Source organism: Paenibacillus oryziterrae, assembly GCF_042610485.1.
Taxonomy (GTDB): Bacteria; Bacillota; Bacilli; order Paenibacillales; family Paenibacillaceae; genus Paenibacillus_AQ.
On record NZ_JBGJZO010000005.1, the window covers coordinates 95,730 to 114,184 of the forward strand.

General features: G+C 51.4%; 17 protein-coding genes. 9 read left to right on the plus strand and 8 right to left on the minus strand.

Annotated elements, in window-relative coordinates; genetic code table 11:
* The first annotated feature begins 90 nt into the window (after positions 1-90).
* Genes wecB through ACAN55_RS08140 form a run of 8 tightly spaced genes read left to right on the plus strand, consistent with a single transcriptional unit; the run spans position 91 to position 7,096 of the window.
* Positions 91-1,182: a non-hydrolyzing UDP-N-acetylglucosamine 2-epimerase gene (wecB, locus tag ACAN55_RS08105; protein WP_379130601.1), complete on the plus strand. Its 1,092-nt coding sequence runs from the start codon at positions 91-93 to the stop codon at positions 1,180-1,182.
* Positions 1,175-2,161: a polysaccharide biosynthesis protein gene (locus ACAN55_RS08110; protein ID WP_379130604.1), complete on the plus strand. Its 987-nt coding sequence runs from the start codon at positions 1,175-1,177 to the stop codon at positions 2,159-2,161. Before wecB ends, ACAN55_RS08110 begins: the two co-directional genes overlap by 8 nt.
* The gene (locus ACAN55_RS08115) at positions 2,158-2,997 is read left to right on the plus strand and encodes a dTDP-4-dehydrorhamnose reductase family protein (RefSeq protein WP_379130607.1); all 840 of its coding nucleotides are present in this window, start codon (positions 2,158-2,160) and stop codon (positions 2,995-2,997) included. Before ACAN55_RS08110 ends, ACAN55_RS08115 begins: the two co-directional genes overlap by 4 nt.
* Positions 2,994-3,989: an NAD-dependent epimerase/dehydratase family protein gene (locus tag ACAN55_RS08120; protein ID WP_379130610.1), complete on the plus strand. Its 996-nt coding sequence runs from the start codon at positions 2,994-2,996 to the stop codon at positions 3,987-3,989. The genes ACAN55_RS08115 and ACAN55_RS08120 overlap by 4 nt, the downstream gene beginning before the upstream one ends.
* Positions 3,986-4,702 carry a glycosyltransferase family 2 protein gene (locus ACAN55_RS08125; protein WP_379130612.1) on the plus strand — a complete coding sequence of 239 codons (717 nt, stop codon included), beginning with the start codon at positions 3,986-3,988 and terminating at the stop codon, positions 4,700-4,702. The genes ACAN55_RS08120 and ACAN55_RS08125 overlap by 4 nt, the downstream gene beginning before the upstream one ends.
* Before the next feature lie 34 nt (positions 4,703-4,736).
* Positions 4,737-5,312, plus strand: coding sequence for a class I SAM-dependent methyltransferase (locus tag ACAN55_RS08130; protein ID WP_379130614.1), 576 nt, complete (start codon positions 4,737-4,739; stop codon positions 5,310-5,312).
* 30 nt (positions 5,313-5,342) lie between these two features.
* Positions 5,343-6,065 (plus strand): glycosyltransferase, encoded by a 723-nt coding sequence (locus tag ACAN55_RS08135; RefSeq protein ID WP_379130616.1) that lies wholly within the window; start codon positions 5,343-5,345, stop codon positions 6,063-6,065.
* Positions 6,062-7,096, plus strand: a complete 1,035-nt coding sequence (locus ACAN55_RS08140) for a glycosyltransferase family 4 protein (RefSeq protein WP_379130619.1) — start codon at positions 6,062-6,064, stop codon at positions 7,094-7,096. The genes ACAN55_RS08135 and ACAN55_RS08140 overlap by 4 nt, the downstream gene beginning before the upstream one ends.
* A gap of 66 nt (positions 7,097-7,162) precedes the next feature.
* On the opposite strand, the gene ACAN55_RS08145 is transcribed toward ACAN55_RS08140, so the two are convergent.
* The gene (locus tag ACAN55_RS08145; RefSeq protein ID WP_379130621.1) at positions 7,163-8,233 is read right to left on the minus strand and encodes a glycosyltransferase family 4 protein; all 1,071 of its coding nucleotides are present in this window, start codon (positions 8,231-8,233) and stop codon (positions 7,163-7,165) included.
* Between the two features lie 185 nt (positions 8,234-8,418).
* Between ACAN55_RS08145 and ACAN55_RS08150 the strand changes: the two genes are divergently transcribed.
* On the plus strand, positions 8,419-9,417 hold the full coding sequence (locus ACAN55_RS08150) for a YhcN/YlaJ family sporulation lipoprotein (protein WP_379130623.1): 999 nt from the start codon (positions 8,419-8,421) through the stop codon (positions 9,415-9,417).
* A gap of 111 nt (positions 9,418-9,528) precedes the next feature.
* On the opposite strand, the gene nagA is transcribed toward ACAN55_RS08150, so the two are convergent.
* The 7 genes from nagA to efeO all read right to left on the minus strand — a co-directional run bounded on the left by nagA (position 9,529) and on the right by efeO (position 18,333).
* Positions 9,529-10,713: an N-acetylglucosamine-6-phosphate deacetylase gene (nagA, locus tag ACAN55_RS08155; RefSeq protein ID WP_379130626.1), complete on the minus strand. Its 1,185-nt coding sequence runs from the start codon at positions 10,711-10,713 to the stop codon at positions 9,529-9,531.
* Complete coding sequence (gene nagB / locus ACAN55_RS08160; protein ID WP_379130629.1) at positions 10,701-11,429, minus strand: glucosamine-6-phosphate deaminase; 729 nt, start codon at positions 11,427-11,429, stop codon at positions 10,701-10,703. The genes nagA and nagB overlap by 13 nt, the downstream gene beginning before the upstream one ends.
* Positions 11,430-11,434: 5 nt before the next feature.
* A complete protein-coding gene (locus ACAN55_RS08165) occupies positions 11,435-12,307 on the minus strand; it encodes a MurR/RpiR family transcriptional regulator (RefSeq protein WP_379130632.1) in 873 nt (290 codons plus the stop codon).
* Between the two features lie 677 nt (positions 12,308-12,984).
* Positions 12,985-14,805, minus strand: a complete 1,821-nt coding sequence (locus tag ACAN55_RS08170; RefSeq protein ID WP_379130635.1) for an FTR1 family iron permease — start codon at positions 14,803-14,805, stop codon at positions 12,985-12,987.
* A 136-nt stretch (positions 14,806-14,941) separates the two neighbouring features.
* Complete coding sequence (locus tag ACAN55_RS08175; RefSeq protein WP_379130638.1) at positions 14,942-16,063, minus strand: pentapeptide repeat-containing protein; 1,122 nt, start codon at positions 16,061-16,063, stop codon at positions 14,942-14,944.
* A 15-nt stretch (positions 16,064-16,078) separates the two neighbouring features.
* Entirely contained in the window at positions 16,079-17,338 is a 1,260-nt protein-coding gene (efeB, locus tag ACAN55_RS08180) for an iron uptake transporter deferrochelatase/peroxidase subunit (protein ID WP_379130906.1), read from the minus strand.
* 86 nt (positions 17,339-17,424) lie between these two features.
* The gene (gene efeO / locus ACAN55_RS08185) at positions 17,425-18,333 is read right to left on the minus strand and encodes an iron uptake system protein EfeO (protein WP_379130640.1); all 909 of its coding nucleotides are present in this window, start codon (positions 18,331-18,333) and stop codon (positions 17,425-17,427) included.
* Positions 18,334-18,455 lie beyond the last annotated feature (122 nt).

Below are 18,455 nucleotides of genomic sequence, written 5' to 3' on the forward strand. Positions count from 1 at the left end.
GCCTTAACGCCCAAAGTTCACCGTGATATATAAGATTTACTTGTGGTCAATGGGCCAATTCATCAATAAAGAAGGCAGGGGAGTGAACTCATGAAGATCATGACGATTTTGGGCACACGGCCCGAGATCATCCGCTTAAGCGTGATCATTCCGCTTCTTGACCAGCATGCGGACCGGCATGTGCTGGTGCATACGGGACAGAATTTCACCGCCAGTCTTAGCGGGATTTTCTTTACTGAGCTTGGGCTTCGTGCTCCGGATTATGTACTGCAAGAGAAGCAGTCGGGACTGGGAGGCCAGCTCGCTGCGATGTTCGGCGGACTGGAGACGATTCTCCAGAAGGAACAGCCGGACCGCGTCCTGCTGCTGGGGGATACCAACAGCGCCTTATGTGCAATCCTTGCCGAGCGCATGGGTATTCCAGTCATGCATATGGAAGCGGGGAATCGCTGCTTTGATCTGAGGGTACCGGAAGAGAAAAACCGCCGCGTCATTGATGCTGTGTCTACCATAAACATGCCTTATACGCCGCAGAGCAAAAGGCATTTGCTCAAGGAAGGGTTTCCCGGTTCGCGTATCGTCCTGACGGGAAATCCGATATTCGAGGTGTTAACCCGTTATAAGGAGCAAATCCAGGCTAGTGAAATACTGCAGAAGCTCGGATTAAAACCGGATGAGTATTTCCTGGTCACAGCCCATCGGGCTGAAAATGTTGATGATCCACAGTCTCTCAAGGAAATTATGTCCGGTCTAAACGGGGTTGCCGAGCATTTCGGAATCCGCCTGATCTGCAGTATTCATCCCCGCACACGTTCCAAGCTTACAGAGCAATTATCCCTGCATATGAACCCGCTAGTGGAATTTTATGAACCCTTTGGATTTTTTGACTTCGTAGCTTTGGAGGAGCATGCACGCTGTGCTATTACGGACAGTGGAACCGTCCAGGAGGAATGCTGCTTGATGGGTGTGCCGACGATTACGATTCGCAGAACTACCGAACGCCCGGAAACTGTAGATTGCGGGAGCAACGTAGTATCGGGAGTGGATAGCGGAAGCATCGTGCGCTGCGTCAAATTGATGACAGCGCTGGAGCGGAATTGGGAGGCACCCGAGGGATACCTGACCCCGGACGTTTCGATGAAGGTAGTTAAATTTCTGCTTGGAGGGAACCTGCATGTTTAATAATCAAAGGATTCTGGTCACAGGCGGTACCGGTTCCTGGGGGCATGAATTGATTAGACAGCTACTGCCGCAAGGCCCGAGAGAGATCATCATCTTCTCACGCAGTGAGTCTGCCCAGGTAGCGATGAGCCGGGAGTTCGAGGATCACCGACTCAGCTTTGTCATTGGGGACATCAGAGACAAGGATGCCTTAACGGCAGCATGCCGGGGGGTGGACTATGTATTCCATCTGGCGGCCCTGAAGCATGTTCCGGTCTGTGAGGATCAGCCTTATGAAGCACTCAAGACGAATGTGGTCGGTACGCAGAATGTGATTGAGGCAGCTATTGCCTGTAATGTCAGCAAAGTAATTTATATTTCGACCGATAAAGCAGCCAATCCGTCCAACTTCTACGGAATGACGAAGGCGATTGGCGAGAAGCTGATTGTGTATGCTAATCTGCTCGGCTCCAATACACGTTTTGTTACCGTACGGGGCGGCAATGTTCTGGGAACCAACGGCAGTGTTGTGCATTTATTCATGAAACAGATTAAAGATAAAGGGCAGGTCCGTATTACAGATATGAATATGACCCGCTTCTTCCTGACCCTGCGTGATGCGATCACCTTACTGTTTAAAGCTTCTGAGGTCAGTATTGGCGGTGAAATATTTGTCATGACCATGCCTACATGCCGGATCATCGATTTGGCTGAGGTGCTGATAGAAGCATCCGGGAAGGAGAATGTAAGTCTAGTGGAGGCAGGTATCCGGCCCGGAGAGAAAATTCATGAAATCCTGATGAGTGATTTTGAAAGCCAGACGACTGTGGTGTACGACGAGCAATACCTCGTAATTTTGCCTACGCTGGATATGCCGGGGCTGAAAGCCTATTACAGCCGGTATACACCAGTCTCTTTCAACAGCTTCAGTTCTGAGACAAATCTCATGAATAAAAAGGAGATCAAAGAGATACTCATCCGGGGAGGTTTTCTGCAATGAAGCTGCTTATCCTCGGCGGAAACGGGATGGCGGGTCATATGCTGGCGGACTACTTTCGCCGCCAGGGCAAACATCATGTCTTCCATACAACCCGGGATAAGCGTGATCTCGGAGGGTTGTATGTGGATGCGGACGATATTGCCGGGGTGGAGAAGCTGGTGGAGATCGTCTCCCCCCACTGCATCATAAATGCGATGGGCATACTGAATCAATTTGCCCAGGAGAATGTTATCGGGGCTTACCATGTCAACGGATTTCTGCCTCACCGTCTGCGGAGGGCCGCCGACATGATTCATGCCCGGTTGATTCATATAAGCAGTGACTGCGTGTTCGAAGGAACACGCGGCGGTTATACGGAGGACGATACTCCAGATGGCACTTCCGTTTATGCCATTACCAAGAGCCTCGGGGAGGTTCGGGATGCGGGACATCTAACCATTCGCACCTCCATTATTGGTCCGGAGATCCGCACCGGGGGCATCGGACTGATGGAGTGGTTTCTGGCACAGACCGGAACCGTTCCTGGATACTCTAATGTCATGTGGAACGGGGTGACCACTCTGGAGCTGGCCAAGGTAATTGATCACCTGCTGGAATCCCCGGTTGATGGATTGATTCATCTGGCTCATCCTGAGCCTCTTAGTAAATATAGACTTTTGCAATACATGCAGACAGCTTTTGGCAAGGAGAATGTCGAGATTATTCCGGACGATACTCCTGTGCAGGACCGGACTCTCATATGCACACGTACAGATGTCCATTTTGATCTTCCTTCCTATCCTGTGATGCTTTCGGAGCTTGCGGCATGGATGAAGACTCCCGGAGGTACCTCATGAGAGGGCGGAGAGTGCTGATTACGGGAGCCGGCGGGTTCACCGGGCGGCATGCCGTGAACTATTTCGTCCAGAAGGGGGCAGCAGTAACGGCGGTGCTGCGTCAGCAGATTCGCCCCGGCGATCTTGCCCTACCTTTATTTCCGGATGGGGTTCAGGTATATATCTGCGAACTGAGCGACCGGCAGGCGGTTGCCCGGATGGTTGGGGAGACCGCTCCGGATGAAATTCTTCATCTGGCCGGTAAGAACTCCGTGCCGGAGTCCTGGGAGAATCCGCTGCTCTACATGGAGACTAACGTCATGTCTACGCTGTATTTATTGGAGGCGGCGCGTTCCAATCCTTCCATCCGCGTGCTGGTTGCCGGATCGGGGCTGAAGTATAGAATCGGCACAGCCCTGCCGCCTCATCCTTATAGTCTCACTAAAACTCTGGAGGAGTTAGTATCGCTGGCTTGGGGTACGCTCTTTAAGCAGCAGATTCTGTTGGCGGAGCCGTGTAACCTTATGGGTCCCGGACCTTCCACCGGATTCTGTTCGCTGCTGGCAGAGCATATTATCCGCAGTGAAAGAGGGGAGCCCCGCCCCCCTTTCAAATTGTCTTCCCGCTTGACTCTTCGTGATTTCCTCGATGTGCGGGATGCGGTCAAGGCATACGAAAGGATACTGGAGAAGGGGCAGAACGGCACCATATACCGAATTGGCTCGGGAGAACAACGTAAGCTAGGAGAAATTGCGGAACGGCTGCTGCAATTGTCGGGTGCTCCTATACCCATGGATTGGGGGCCCGATCCAGAGGGGGTCGGGGGGAGTACTCCAGCCCCTTCACCTTCTTCTCCGAATAGGGTCAGGGATAGCATACCTGTTTCTGGAAGGGCTGTCCCCCTTGAGGTGGATGCAGCAGATCTCGGCTGGCAGGCGGAAATTCCGCTGGATCGGTCACTTTCTGATATAATGGACTATTTCCGAAGCGGCACGGGAGGCGGTATAAGATGAATCCGAAAGTATCTATTGTCATTCCTTTTCATAATGACCCCTATATTGAGCAGGCGCTGCAGAGCGCATTGGCCCAATCGCTAAAGCCTCACGAGATTATCGTAGTTGATGACGGCTCAACCTCTCATGGAGAGCGGATCATTCCGTATCTTCCTTACATTCATTATTTAGGAAAAGGCAATGGAGGTACTGCCTCCGCGCTGAATCATGGCATTCGCCATGCTACGGGAGATTATGTCGCCTGGCTCAGCTCGGATGATATGTTTTACCGCGATAAATTGAATAATCAGGCGATCTTCATGCAGCAGAATGGCCTCTTGATCACTTATACCAACTTTAACTATATCAACGGATTATCCCAATTGACTGAGCTGAATGCCTCCGTGGTTTTTACGAATCCGCTTGAATTCTTGCGATGCTTTCTAAATGCCAATCCTATCAACGGCTGCACTGTTATGTTCCGGAGAGATATATTCGGTGCGATCGGGTTGTTTGATGAAGGGTTGCCGTTCACCCATGATTTTGATTTGTGGTATCGGGCGATTCTTAACGGCTATTTGCCGGTCATGCTGAATCAGTCCTTAACTGCCTACCGCCGCCATGATGGAATGGGTACGCTTAAACACTACAACCAGATCATGGCCGAAGCAGCAGCTACATCAGCACGGTACAATGCTCCGCTCCAGGCTTTGATTACATCCATGGGAGGATAACCCGCAAACGTATAACGTGTAGGAGGAATGAACGATGTTGCAGGAGATCACTGTAAAGGACTTTCTGCCTTTGCTGCTTGAGCAGTTGAAATTCGCCGAAAGTATTCTGGACATTGGCTGCGGAACGGGCACATTACTTGAACAATATGAGGCTGCCGTCATCGTAGGCCTTGAAATACACCGTCCCTATCTCATCAACCGCGCGTTCCATTCTCCCCACATCATCCCTGTTCATGCGGATGCACGTCATCTGAGTAAGCTTTTTATGCCAAAGTCCTTTTCGATGGTTACGATGATTGATGCGATAGAGCATTTTACGATGGCGGACGGAAAAAAAGTGCTGGCCATGGCGGAACGTATCGCCTCACGGCGAGTAATTGTCTTCACCCCTAAGGGTTTTTTTCCGCAGTCTGGAGTGGATCACTATCATTTAAATGGAGAGTATTACCAGAAGCATAGCAGTGGCTGGGAGCCGGAGGATTTTCAGGAGCTGGGCTACGATGTGATTGTGCTGAAAGGTTTCCATCATGCAGGGAATCTATCATTTCTTGAATCCTTCGGTGCAGATCATCCTCCTCTGGATGCTCTCCTTGCCTATAAAAATCTATAGGGCCGTTCATCGGAGAAGGAGCTTGGACCCATGGATAAGAGAACAAAGGTTTCGGTGGTTATTCCATTCTACAATTGCCCGTACGTTCATGAGGCTGTCGAGAGCGTTTTGGCCCAGAGCTATGAGAATATCGAGATCATCGTTGTTGATGATGGCTCAACGATCCATACCGGGAATCTGGCGCCTTACCTGGATACAATTAAATATATTCATAAAGCTCACGGCGGTACAGCAACAGCCCTTAATCACGGAATAAGTGCCGCCTCCGGCTCTTATTTCGCGTGGTTAAGCTCAGACGACCGGTTTCACCCCGATAAGATCAGGAAGCAGGTCGATCTGATGAAGCGGGAGGGTACGTCTTTTTGCCATACCGGTTTTTATTATATCAACAACCTCGGAGAGCGGTATTCTTCTATTATAAGTAATCCGTTCCGGGACCGGGCTCACCAGATCGAGATCATGATGAAGGGATGCCCCGTGAACGGAAGTACGGTTGTCATGAGTTTTGATATATTACGCAAAGTGGGCTTGTTTAACGAGTCGCTTCTATATACCCAGGATTATGATCTATGGCTTCGCATCCTGCAGCGGTATGACTGGTCATATCTCGAAGAGCCATTGCTGGACTATCGTGTTCATGCACTCATGGGCTCAGCCCTGCATGGTGAAGAGCAGAAACGCGAGATTGTCCGTGTCCAGGAGTCTCATTACAAGAGTCTTTCACGTCTGTTGCGGAAGGAGCGGGGGCGATGAGAGTAACCATTCCAATACTGACCTTGTGTCGGGGTGGAGCGCAGAGAATGCTGCTTGAACTGGCTAATCATCTCGTGACGTTAGGACATGAAGTGAATCTGGTAATGCCGCTTGGTGGAGTTGTGGAGTATGAGATACGGTGCGGAATCATTTTGACTGGCAAAAAAAATCTGGAAGCCATCGACTTTCCCTATGCAGATGTTATTGTCTCGAATTATTATACGACTGTTGCTCCGGCGCAAGAGGCTAGCGAGCTGGGCAGAGGAGTTCATATCCGGTTGGCGCTATGTTACGAGCCCTCCTTTTTGCCGAATAACAATCTGTCCTATGCCTCATATCACATCTGTAAAAATCTGATGGTTATCTCCCGCTGGGAGCAAGAAACCATCCGTCTGAATCACGGAATTAAAGGGAAGATTATTCCGGTTGGAGTAGGACCGGCTTTCTATAACCAAGGGTTCAGGGAGTTGCCGTGGAAGAGGGTGTTAGTCTCGGCGATTGTCCGGAAGCCAGAAGGTGGATTCTCGGGACACCGGGAGCAGGAATATCTGCTTCGGCAGCTGAAATGGGTCAAGGAAGTCCATCCGGAGGTGGATATCTACCTGATTACTCCACCTGCAGAATTATCCCAATCTGTAATGCTTCAGGAACTTGCGGATGACGGCATGTTTCAGATGCGTACACCCGGGAATGATGAAGAACTCTGCTTTCATTATAATGAGACAGATATCTTTGTAAGCTCCAGTACCTATGATTCAGGTTCACTGCCGGGACTGGAAGCTATGCGCTGTGGAGCTGCTCTAGTCACTACCTATGCCGGGGGGAATATGGAATATTGCGTCCATGAGCATAACTGCCTGATGTCCTACCGCCATGAGAATCAATTAGGTAACGATGTCATCCGCTTAATTAACGACAGGGGCTTGCGCCAACGGCTAGCCGGGAATGGCGAGCAGGATTCACAGCGGTTCAACTGGGAACGAAGCGCAGAGGTATTTCAAAAGGAAATATATCATTTTTTGTCCAAATAAGCAGATGAATACAACGAAAAGAACCTTCAAACCGCATAAGCGGGATGAAGGTTCTTTTGTTGTTCCTTAGAATATGGAAAAGGCATTCAGCATTTTACGAAAAGACTCTGCATACTGCTCTGATCCATAATTAGCTACCATAGATGTTCTTCCCTGCTGTCGGATAGATTCCCGCAAAGGCAGATTGTCCATCAGCTCCAATGCCTCCATTAAAGCTACATCCACATTGCCCAGCGGGTAGAACTTGCCTGTAACATTATGTGAAATAAAAGAACGGACACCGTCGGAATCCGTGCTCAGTACCGGACAGGTACAGCAGATGGCCTCAGCAACCGCATAACCAAATCCTTCCGTTATGGATGTAGAGAGCAGAAACCCGCCGGAGTTAACGATCGAGGAATAATAGACTGGCATGAATCCGTTCGGGATATTAGTGAACACGACCAGACGGTCGCTCAGTCCAAGTTCATGCAGAACAATATCAAATTGCTCCTTCTCGCTTTCTCCCGCCAAATCAGGATCATGAAACATCCATAAATGCAGATTAGGCTTATGCTCCCGGAGGCGTTTCGCAATATGGAGGAATTCTCGCCAGTTTTTATTAGGTTCAATCCTGCCTACCCAAGCGATTACAGGATCTATAGGCGGTTCCGCCGGTTTGTAACAAAACGTATGCACATCCACGATATTGGGAATAACAAACCGGTGCAGCCAAGGACATATGGACATAAAAAGCTCCAGCAAATGATCCGTAGGCGGAATCAGCACTGCATTGCAGTACGACTGGAGAAAAGGAGCAGCATTCTTAATTACAATCTCCGCATAGTCTCGGGTTCCTAGACCCTGTGATTCATATATCAGTATCCCTGTATAACCCAGTCGCCGAAGTCGCTCCATCATACTAAAATCCGAAGTGACAACAATCGCGTCATAACGATGCTTAATCAGTAACTGCTGGATGGTTGAATCCTCAGAAGTAATAAATACCGGGTATGCGGCCTTATTGTGGCTTGCCGTTCCCGGCTTGAGATACAGTGCATGGCATTCGATACCGCTACGCTGCAGGCTCTCGCACCTCAGATTGTTCAGTGTTTCAACACCGCCACTCGGTACATAGAACGTGAATAATATCTTCATGCCCAACCCTCCTGAACCAAATTGCCGGAAATCATGCTTACTGTTTATAAAATATGCCGCTCAACACTGACCGGTGACGGTTAAGCAGATCGAATGTCAAATCCTTTCAGCATAACCTGCCCTGGGGCAGTACATGCTAACCAGTGTTACTAAACATTATATTTTGCAGAGATGGAGGTTCAGTCATGTTGCGATCCACAATCAACACATCCCTTTCAGTGGCCTTACTTCTTGGCATGGTCAGTTTATCGGGATGCGGCACGAATGACGCCGCCGGGAATAATAAAGTCACTACTAAGAATGTCAGGGGAGTAAACGACGGGCGGCTAAATGTAAATACGACTGGACGGATGAACGGAACACATAACTTCGACCGGCTGGAGATGAGCCAGGATCTGGCTGACCGTATCGCGGCAATGCCGGAGATCCGAACGGCGAACGTCATGCTGGCAGGTAAAAGCGCATATGTAGCTGTTACACTGGACAATGTTACTGGTGCAGGGAATCCCTCGGCTTTAGGTACAGGTAACGGACCAACACCATTAAGTCTAAACGGCACAAGAGAAGCCAGGGGAACGACACGGACGGGGCTTGACCGGACGATGACCGGCTACAGTGAAGAGATGCCTAATCGGGCATTGACGGGTACCGGTGGAGCGATGTTCGGTAAAAGCAAAGGGATTACCGGTAAAGGGAGTACCCAGTACGGCGGTGTAGGCGACTTGAACAACAATGGAATTTACGGTACGGACGGGAACATGACCGGCATGAACGGCATGAACGGTGGTTCTGCGTATGGCGGCACAATGAGAGGCGGTATGCTGAACAGCTTAAGTGCAGGCCGCGGAGCTGCAGACGGTGCAGGAGGAGCCATGACCGGAACAGCAGGAGGAAGCGGATCAAAGGGTACGATGGGTATCGGAAGCATGGGGACAGGAAATCGGATGAACAATAGGAATGGCGATATCTCCATGGGCATAAAGGACAAGGTAGCTAATCAAATCAGAAGCTACGCCCCGGAGATTACAACAGTATATGTATCGGCCAATCCCGATTTCGTACAGCGTGTGAATGGTTATGCCGATCAGGCACGCGCCGGATACCCGCTGCAGGGCTTCGTAAATGAGTTCCGGACCATGGTGAATCGTATATTTCCGGCACGGAGCGACATCAATAACCGTTAACGGAATACGTTATATTCAATATGAAGTGTCTAAATGCAAGAACAGCCATCCTTATCGCCGAGCAGGCTAAGGATGGCTGTTCTATTTAGTAAGGAGTTCAATTCACTCGAATCAGAACGTAACCCGTCGACCCTGAACCCATACACCCTCAAGGTTCAGATTACTGTCCAGAAGCAGGATATCCCCTTGTTTGCCGGCTTCGATGGTACCGATACTGCGTTCCATTCCAAGTGACATCGCAGGAGTAAGACTTGCCGCCCGCGAGGCATCGGCAAGGGATAAGCCAACTTCTTTGATCAGAAATTGAAAGCCCTTGATCATAGTAAGCGTACTGCCAGCAAGGGACTCCGGATGTTCCTTGAGTGTCGCGATTCCTTGCTGAACCAGCACAGGAAGATCGCCAATCTTATATTCTCCGTCACTAAGTCCGGCAGCGGACATCGCATCGGTAATCAACAGCAGATTGCTGTTGTTCTTCAGGCGGGCAAGCAACTGGACAACGGCCGGGTGAACATGAATCCCGTCGCCAATGAGCTCCGCACGGATACGCTCTTCACCCATCACTGCACCTGCTGTACCCGGCTTGCGGTGATGCAGCGGTGTCATAGCATTAAAGGCATGCACTGCCTGATTGAGTCCCGCTTGGACAGCTGTAATAACTTCATCATATGTTGCATCTGTGTGGCCGAGTGCTGCAGTGATCCCCCGTTTGCGCAGCCAAGTGATAGCAGCCAGCGCACCCTCCCGTTCAGGAGCCAGTGTAACCTGGCGAATCAGACCAGGGTAGAGAGCTTCCCATTCCTCCAGCCAATCGATGTTGGCCGGTACGATATGCTCGGGATTCTGGGCTCCGGGCCATTTCGGACTGATAAACGGTCCCTCCAGATGGACACCGGCAAGCTGGGCGTACGGCATGCTGCGTGAGCGGTATGCATCCACTTCCGACAGAACAGAATCAATCTCGTGCTTAGGAGCGGTCATTGTTGTAGCGAGCATTGTGGTAGTTCCCTGCGAGCAGTGAAAGCGGGTGATGGCATCAAGCGCTTCTGCATTGCTGTACATGAAATCATAACCGGCACCGCCGTGCACATGCACGTCTACAAAGCCGGGAATGAACAAGCCTTCCTTCGATTCGATTGGAGTCCAGTCCGCATAATCTTGTGGCAGCCACTGCGCTTCACCGGCATAATGGATCATCTCATCCGAGACTGCAATGACACCTTCTTGGATGAGGCCGTGGGGAGTCAGTATTTTTCCGAACAGTAATTGTCCCGGGTTCGTTGTTATTTCAGCCATTTTCCGGCTCCTTCATCAAGCAGAACGACCACATTGGGATGGCTTTGCAAGAGAGAGGCTGGACATTGGGTTGTGATCGGACCTTCAATCGCATTGCGGATGGCCTCGGCTTTCTCTTCACCGCGAACAAGCAGTACAATCTGTTTGGCTTTCAAAATGCTGGCGATACCCATAGTTACCGCTTGGCGGGGAACATCATCAATCGTCGGGAAGAAGCGCGCATTAGCTTCAAGCGTTTCTTCCAGGAGATCTACAACATGCGTACCGCTGCTCAGGCTGGCATCTGGCTCATTGAAGCCGATATGACCGTTTGCGCCGATACCCAGAATCTGCAGATCAACCGGGCCGTTTTCTTCGAGCATTTTATCATAGTTCAGGCATTCTGCATCCAGGTCAGGAGCGTTGCCGTTTGGTACATGAGTCCGGGACAGGTCGATGTCAACATGATTGAACAGATGCTCATTCATGAAGCTGCGGTAGCTTTGCGGATGGTCTACAGGCAGTCCCACGTACTCATCGAGATTGTAGGAGGAAGCCTTAGAGAAGCTCACCAGCCCTTTTTGGTACATTTCAACTACACGCGCATACACGCCGACTGGCGAGCTGCCGGTAGCCAAGCCGAGCACTGCTTTAGGATTGCTCTGCAGCAGACTGACAATGAGATTAGCACCAGTTTGGACGAAATCCTCGTCATTTTGAAATTTAAAAATATTCATTAAGTTTAGCCTCCCCGTTTATTACGGTAATATTGGACGTTGCGATAGGATTCTTCCAGCTTAGGAATGAAATCTTTAAATCGGGTGCTGACCATTCCGGTAAATAAAATATCAATAATGTGCAGCTGGGCAATTCGGGACGCCATGTCCCCCCGGCGCATTCCCTGCTCCAGCGAAGAAGAGAAGAGCGGGATGTCGGCATTCGTAGCCAAAGTGCTGCTCCCGTAGGAGGTTAAAGCGATGGTGCTGGCTCCGCTTGCTCCGGCACAGGTTAACGCATCAATCGTCTCCGGCGTTTCTCCTGAGTAGGATACAGCAAAAGCAACATCACCCTCCGACAATGTGGAAGCGGAAGTAATCTGCATATGGGAGTCAGCAAAAGCGGTGCAGTTCACACCGATGCGGATCAGCTTCTGGTAGAAATCTTGAGCGACAATCGATGAGGTAGCCATTCCGTACAGATCAATCCGCCGGGCGCGGCATAATAGTTCTACGGCTTCTTGAAGCCGCCCGAGGTCGAGCAGCGAAGTCGTATCCCGGATCGAAGCCAGATGGTTGGTCTGCATAGCCTCCACAATGACTGAAAGCGGATTGCCGGCCACGATATCCTGATAAGAGGACGTTCCATCCTGGAGACCGCTGTCGCTTTGCGCGATTTCCGAGGCGAGCTTTACTTTGAAATCGGGAAAGCCTTTGAAATGAAATGCCTTGCAGAACCGCGTGACGGTGGCAGGACTGGTGCCGCATTGCTCCGCAAGTTCGGTAATCCCCATATGAATAATATCCCCCGGAGCTGCCAGAATACGTTCCGCGAGCTTGCGTTCCATTTGCGAAAGCTTGGACATTTCGTGATCCAGGGCGTGTAGGATCGGAGCCATCGTTCCACCTCTTCTGATAATAAGAACTTAAAACAGCATCTGGTTTCTTGAAATTATTTTTATTAATATACTCAAAATAAAGAAAATTATTTTCATCTATAGAATAAAATAAAACCTCCCACGATGCAATAGTTAACTTCTGTAGGATGCCCTTATTCGCAAAAAATTCACCTTCAGCCTATAGAAAGCCTATAGAACTGCACCCGCTGAGACATAGATAGATGAGATATTTACCAGAATCAGAAGCTCTTTATAGAAACAACCACAAATAGAAGCGGTTTTCTCAGAAAGAATATTTAATAAAGTAATGTTCTCCCGCGGAAGTTTCAACTGATGAAGTGATGGAGATAAATTGATCCTTCACTGGTATATTAGCTGGAATTTCTAACGTTAAATTGCTGTTACTCACTCTCTTACTTTAATTAGTTGTAAAAATTGGCGTTAATGCACAGATTGGCACGCCCAAACGTACTATTTCTCGGATTTAACGGTGGTTTTTCACGCTAATTCTTCAATTTCGGCATATTTCGCGGGATTAGCGCCAGTTTTTCGGGTAAATTTGCTAAGACAAGCTTTGGTAAGACAAGCGTCGAGTGAATCCCTAGAAATAAAGCAAGGGTGTGTTCGGGAAGCCTTTTCGCGGCTTCCGGAACACACCCTATTAACAAGCTTTTATACTATACCGTTTGTGCAGTTTTTGGCGTTCTCCGGCGCACCAGCTCCCAGGCAATGAAGAGAAGGAGTAAGAGCTGAGGTATTATAGTTTCAAGTGTCGGATACAAGCCGAGCCAGCTTACGGAAGGCCAACCTGCCTGGACATGTGCCGGAATTTTGCCCGCCACTTGTAGTGCGTGCAGGCTTTCGCCCAGAAACCGGAATACCAGATAATAAATGAGCAGGGTCGCTGCACGGAAAAACAAAGCAACCGGCAGTCTGGCACTAAGCGCGATGATGGCATAACCGAGAAGGATCAATAGGATTAGCGAGCCTCCAATACCCAGAAGGAGCTGAGAAGCTTCAATGGAAGGCGCCATTCCCACATAAAAAATCGTAGTTTCAGCACCCTCCCGCAATATTGCGAGCGCGGAGATAGAGAATAAGGACCAAAGACTCCCTGTGGCTAGAGCCCCATCCATCTGGCGCCCGACATAGCTGTTCCAAGAGGAAGTGCTCGACTTTCCGTGCATCCATCGTCCGATGGTTAGCATCATCACAACGGCAATGAGGCCGGTGATGCCTTCAATCATCTCACGTGCACCGCCCGCTGCCGCCCGGGAAATAACGTAAGTCAGGATGACGGCCATCCCGGCACTTCCGGCTAATCCTGCAGCTGCGCCGGACCAGATCCATTTGCGGGCCCCCTGGCTGCCGCTGCGCTTTAGATAAGCCAGCAGTGCAGCGAGTACAAGAATTGCTTCGAGTCCTTCACGAAGCAGAATCAGTGCTGCATCCCAAGCAGTATATTTGGCCTCACCAGCAAGTGGTATTAGCTCGGAGATCATGTTGTCCAAGACCGTTAAAGCCTGTTCCAGCTTAGGAGGATCGGAGAGCAGATAGCCGGTGGCCGCAGCGCTTTCGTTCTCTATGCTGGTATAAACTTCAGGGGCAGCGATCTGCACTTTACCTTCCGCCTGCGGCCAAGCGGCAATGAATTGCTCCATGACATCAGCAGCGGAAGTGCTATCCAAATCGGCTGCTGCGGAGCGGGCTTCGCTCAAGTAGGCAAGCAAGCCCTCAATGGAAGCCGGCTGTGCGGCATCCGTGGTGCCGCCAGCGGCTGATTTACCTGCGCTGTAATCCGCCAGCAGCGTATACAGCGCCTCGGATTTCGCCTTCGCTGCGTCCACGCGAAGGGGCTCTGCCTGCAATGCGATGCGCAGCAGGCTCATTGTAGTCTCCAGCTGTCCATATACAGCTGGATTATCCTTGCGGATGGCGCTTTCGGCCGGTGTCCAGCCATCTACGATGGCTTGATACGCCGCTTTCGCCGCCGCCCAATCGGCGCGGAGCGCCGCATCCCGCGTGTGCTCCGCCGCGGGAAGCAGCACTGCCGCTGCCTCGCGGCCAGCGGCAGTGCTGCCCTCGCCGCCGCCCGTCCCGGAGGCGGCGGTGACGTACGCGTCCACGGCTCCGGCGAGCGTGGACAGCGCAGCTTTGGCGGGCGCGGGCTTAGCGCCGCCCGCCGCCAGGCTGGAAGCCGCGTCTGCAAGCGCGGCTTCTACAGCGGCAGCCGGACCGGCGAGTGCCGGGTCCGGCGTGCCTTCCTGCGCGGCGCGCCATAGCGCCGCGAACGTCTCGACATCGGCAGCAGCGGCGTCCCACCGCCCTTGGCCAGCTTCGACGAGCGCTGCGCCAAGCGGCGGCAGCAGCTCGTCATGCCGGCCGGAGCTCTCCGCCGATAGGCCGGGAAGCGGCGCGCACAGCAGCAGCGCGCACAATATGAGCAGCAGCGCTGCTGACTTTCGCACCCTTAGAGTGGTGCTCATTGGAGATAACATTAGGGGTAATCCTCCTTGGTCTTTCTGCAGATGGTCTCTGCCGGAAGCAGGCGATATAGAAAGCTCATAAGCTCTTAGTCTGAAGCTCGTAAGATCTTAAGTCATGAAGCTCTGATTCTCTTAGGCTTTGAAGCTCCTATATTCTTAGCTCTCTGGCTCTTAGCTCTCTGGCTCTTAACTCTCTGGCTCTTAGCTCACTGGCTCTTAGCTCACTGGCTCTTAGCTCACTGGCTCTTAGCTCACTGGCTCTTAGCTCACTGGCTCTTAGCTCACTGGCTCTTAGCTCACTGGCTCTTAGCTCACTGGCTCTTAGCTCACTGGCTCTTAGCTCACTGGCTCTTAGCTCACTGGCTCTTAGCTCACTGGCTCTTAGCTCACTGGCTCTTAGCTCACTGGCTCTTAGCTCACTGGCTCTTAGCTCACTGGCTCTTAGCTCACTGGCTCTTAGCTCACTGGCTCTTAGCTCACTGGCTCTTAGCTCACTGGCTCTTAGCTCACTGGCTCTTAGCTCACTGGCTCTTAGCTCACTGGCTCTTAGCTCACTGGCTCTTAGCTCACTGGCTCTTAGCTCACTGGCTCTTAGCTCACTGGCTCTTAGCTCACTGGCTCTTAGCTCACTGGCTCTTAGCTCACTGGCTCTTAGCTCACTGGCTCTTAGCTCACTGGCTCTTAGCTCACTGGCTCTTAGCTCACTGGCTCTTAGCTCACTGGCTCTTAGCTCACTGGCTCTTAGCTCACTGGCTCTTAGCTCACTGGCTCTTAGCTCACTGGCTCTTAGCTCACTGGCTCTTAGCTCACTGGCTCTTAGCTCACTGGCTCTTAGCTCACTGGCTCTTAGCTCACTGGCTCTTAGCTCACTGGCTCTTAGCTCACTGGCTCTTAGCTCACTGGCTCTTAGCTCACTGGCTCTTAGCTCACTGGCTCTTAGCTCACTGGCTCTTAGCTCACTGGCTCTTAGCTCACTGGCTCTTAGCTCACTGGCTCTTAGCTCACTGGCTCTTAGCTCACTGGCTCTTAGCTCACTGGCTCTTAGCTCACTGGCTCTTAGCTCACTGGCTCTTAGCTCACTGGCTCTTAGCTCACTGGCTCTTAGCTCACTGGCTCTTAGCTCACTGGCTCTTAGCTCACTGGCTCTTAGCTCACTGGCTCTTAGCTCTCTGGCTCGTAACTCACTGGCTCTTAGCTCACTGGCTCTTAGCTTTCTGGCTCTTAGCTCTCTGGCTCTTAGCACTTTAACTCTTATTTTTTTCTCTTCCATCCATCCCCCGCAAGCTTAACCAAGCAGTGCCTGCCCGATATAGCTTCCTTCGCGGGTTCCCGGGAAGCAGGCGAAAACTGCGCTGCCGGTATGGGTCATATATTCGTTCAGCTTGTCGTTTGCGGCCAGCCGTTGCTGGATGCTTACGAACTGCTTGATTAAATCGCGCTGATAGCTGATGAACAGCAATCCGGCATCGAGCTGTCCTGTCTTCACATCCATTCCACTGGAGAAGGAGTAGGAGCGCCGCAGCATTTTTATGGTCCCGTCCCCGTGAGCCAGCGCGGAATGAGAGTTCGCAGGAATAACAGGTCTGCCTGAAGCATCCTCTGCCTTCAGGTCAAGACTTGCGAACTCATCGCTTGCGCCAAGAGGGGCGCCGGATTGCCGGTGCCTTCCGAAGGTTGCCTCCTGGTCGCTCAGTGAAGAACGGTCCCAGATCTCGATGCGTAGTCGGACACGGCGGACAGCCATGTAAGTACCGCCGCTCATCCAGGAGGGGCCATCACTGCTGCTGTTCCATACCACTTTATTCATCTCTTGGCTGTCATTCACGTCGGGATTGCCTGTACCGTCTTTGAAACCGAGGAGGTTGCGCGGAGTAGCCCCTTTGGGGTCTGCTGCTGCGGTGCGCTGGAAGCCTTCTTGTGTCCAGCGCAGAACTGCTGTCCCCCGGGCAATCCGCGCCAAGTTCCGGATGGCGTGAAAAGCGACCTGCATATCATCGGCACAGGCCTGGACGCAGAGATCGCCACCGCACCACTGCGGCTCGAGATTGTCACCTTGAAAGGCTGGCAGATCCTGAAGAGAGGCAGGTCGTTTGGCGGACAATCCGAATCTAGAGTCAAAGAAAGAAGGCCCGACACCGAAGGTCAATGTGCAACGGGAAGGTGACAATCCGTCGGATTCACCTGTGTCGCTCGGCGGCAGGTTGGGATTGTCGTTAGCGCTCCCGATCAGTTGGCCCGATGTCATGGCTGCGGCGGCTGCGGTCCAGTCCTGAAACATCTTTTTGACGTCAGACAGCTTGCTTGTTGTTAAATCAAAGGCTGCAAAGCAGATGAAGTTCTGTGCAGGTGTTAAGATCCCGGCCTGGTGTTCACCGTAAAAGGGAATAGTATCTTCTGCCGGTACCGGACTCGATACAGTACTATCAGAGGAAGCAGCGCTGCGTGCAGCCATGATTCCTCCGATGGAGCTGCCTCCCAGCAGCAGTCCTAGTCCGCCAACTCCTGAAAGCCGCAGCAGATCCCGCCGGCTTACTTTTTTGCCCATCAGATGATCCGAAGAGTCTTTCTTTGGTAAGCGGCCTTCTGCCGGGTGTTGCCCTTGGGCGTATTCGTCGTTGATTTTCATTCTGGTCACACTCCCAAGATCGTCCCCATATTGGATAATGGCTCGGCCAGAGCATCGAGATTCTGGCTTAGCTTGCGTACTTCCTCTTCCTTGAGCACTTCATATGAAACATATCCATCCCCGGATTTAAATGGGGCAAGCTCATCTTCAAGCGCGGTGAACCGTTCACCGATGGTCTGCTCCAGTGCCGGATCTTTCGCAGCCAGCAGAGGTTTAAGCAGCTCGTATATTTTCTCCGCACCTTCTACATTGGCAACGAAATCATAGAGATCCGTATGTGAATAGCGCTCCTCTTCACCTGTAACTTTAGAGGAGGAGACTTCGTTAAGGAGCTCTACTGCGCCGGTTACAAGCAGACTTGCATCAATTTCGGCAGTCTCAACTTTCGCCCGCAGCAGCTGAGCATCGCTTAGCAGACGGTCGGCTGTTTCCGTCATTCCATCCGTAGTCTTGTCCTGCCAGAGGGCTTTCTCAATCCGGTGGAAGCCGCGCCATTCAGCAGGATCCACATCATTCTCACGGGCATCAATATTCGGATCCAAATCGCCAAGTGCTTCGGCAATCGGTTCAATCCGTTCGTAATACATCCGGGCCGGGGCATAGAGGACTTTGGCTTCTTCCAATTTCCCTTCCTTGACGGCATTCGTGAAATTCTCCGTTTCTTTCACAAAAGCATCGCACTGCTCAATCACGAAAGCCCGGTATTGTTCAATGGCGGATGTGAAGTCAGCGGCTGCAGCTGTTGCTTCAGGAGCAGCTGCGGCATTCACAGGGTTTCCCGCTCCGGCGTTTGAGCCGTTGACAGTACCCGATGAGTTCCCGCTAGTATTGACCTTATTTTCACTGGCCGCACATCCGGCGAACAGAATCGATGCAGCAAGCAGACCTGCCGGGACAACGTATTGAAACTTCATGAAGACACCCCTTTTATATGTATGGTTGATAATGATTATCAATTGCGTTGGCTTCATCATAAATCTGCAAACTGGGACTGTCAATAAAAATATATGATTTATATCACACTTTTCGGACATGC

What these genes read in the sequence shown, in the direction of transcription:
- ACAN55_RS08125 (WP_379130612.1), top strand. Translation starts at nt 3,986, where the DNA reads ATGAATCCGAAAGTATCTATTGTCATTCCTTTTCATAATGACCCCTAT.
- ACAN55_RS08175 (WP_379130638.1), bottom strand. Translation starts at nt 16,063, where the DNA reads ATGGAAGAGAAAAAAATAAGAGTTAAAGTGCTAAGAGCCAGAGAGCTA.
- ACAN55_RS08115 (WP_379130607.1), top strand. Translation starts at nt 2,158, where the DNA reads ATGAAGCTGCTTATCCTCGGCGGAAACGGGATGGCGGGTCATATGCTG.
- ACAN55_RS08110 (WP_379130604.1), top strand. Translation starts at nt 1,175, where the DNA reads ATGTTTAATAATCAAAGGATTCTGGTCACAGGCGGTACCGGTTCCTGG.
- ACAN55_RS08120 (WP_379130610.1), top strand. Translation starts at nt 2,994, where the DNA reads ATGAGAGGGCGGAGAGTGCTGATTACGGGAGCCGGCGGGTTCACCGGG.
- nagB (WP_379130629.1), bottom strand. Translation starts at nt 11,429, where the DNA reads ATGAATATTTTTAAATTTCAAAATGACGAGGATTTCGTCCAAACTGGT.
- ACAN55_RS08135 (WP_379130616.1), top strand. Translation starts at nt 5,343, where the DNA reads ATGGATAAGAGAACAAAGGTTTCGGTGGTTATTCCATTCTACAATTGC.
- ACAN55_RS08170 (WP_379130635.1), bottom strand. Translation starts at nt 14,805, where the DNA reads ATGTTATCTCCAATGAGCACCACTCTAAGGGTGCGAAAGTCAGCAGCG.
- ACAN55_RS08145 (WP_379130621.1), bottom strand. Translation starts at nt 8,233, where the DNA reads ATGAAGATATTATTCACGTTCTATGTACCGAGTGGCGGTGTTGAAACA.
- ACAN55_RS08130 (WP_379130614.1), top strand. Translation starts at nt 4,737, where the DNA reads ATGTTGCAGGAGATCACTGTAAAGGACTTTCTGCCTTTGCTGCTTGAG.
- efeB (WP_379130906.1), bottom strand. Translation starts at nt 17,338, where the DNA reads ATGGGCAAAAAAGTAAGCCGGCGGGATCTGCTGCGGCTTTCAGGAGTT.
- wecB (WP_379130601.1), top strand. Translation starts at nt 91, where the DNA reads ATGAAGATCATGACGATTTTGGGCACACGGCCCGAGATCATCCGCTTA.
- efeO (WP_379130640.1), bottom strand. Translation starts at nt 18,333, where the DNA reads ATGAAGTTTCAATACGTTGTCCCGGCAGGTCTGCTTGCTGCATCGATT.
- ACAN55_RS08140 (WP_379130619.1), top strand. Translation starts at nt 6,062, where the DNA reads ATGAGAGTAACCATTCCAATACTGACCTTGTGTCGGGGTGGAGCGCAG.
- nagA (WP_379130626.1), bottom strand. Translation starts at nt 10,713, where the DNA reads ATGGCTGAAATAACAACGAACCCGGGACAATTACTGTTCGGAAAAATA.
- ACAN55_RS08150 (WP_379130623.1), top strand. Translation starts at nt 8,419, where the DNA reads ATGTTGCGATCCACAATCAACACATCCCTTTCAGTGGCCTTACTTCTT.
- ACAN55_RS08165 (WP_379130632.1), bottom strand. Translation starts at nt 12,307, where the DNA reads ATGGCTCCGATCCTACACGCCCTGGATCACGAAATGTCCAAGCTTTCG.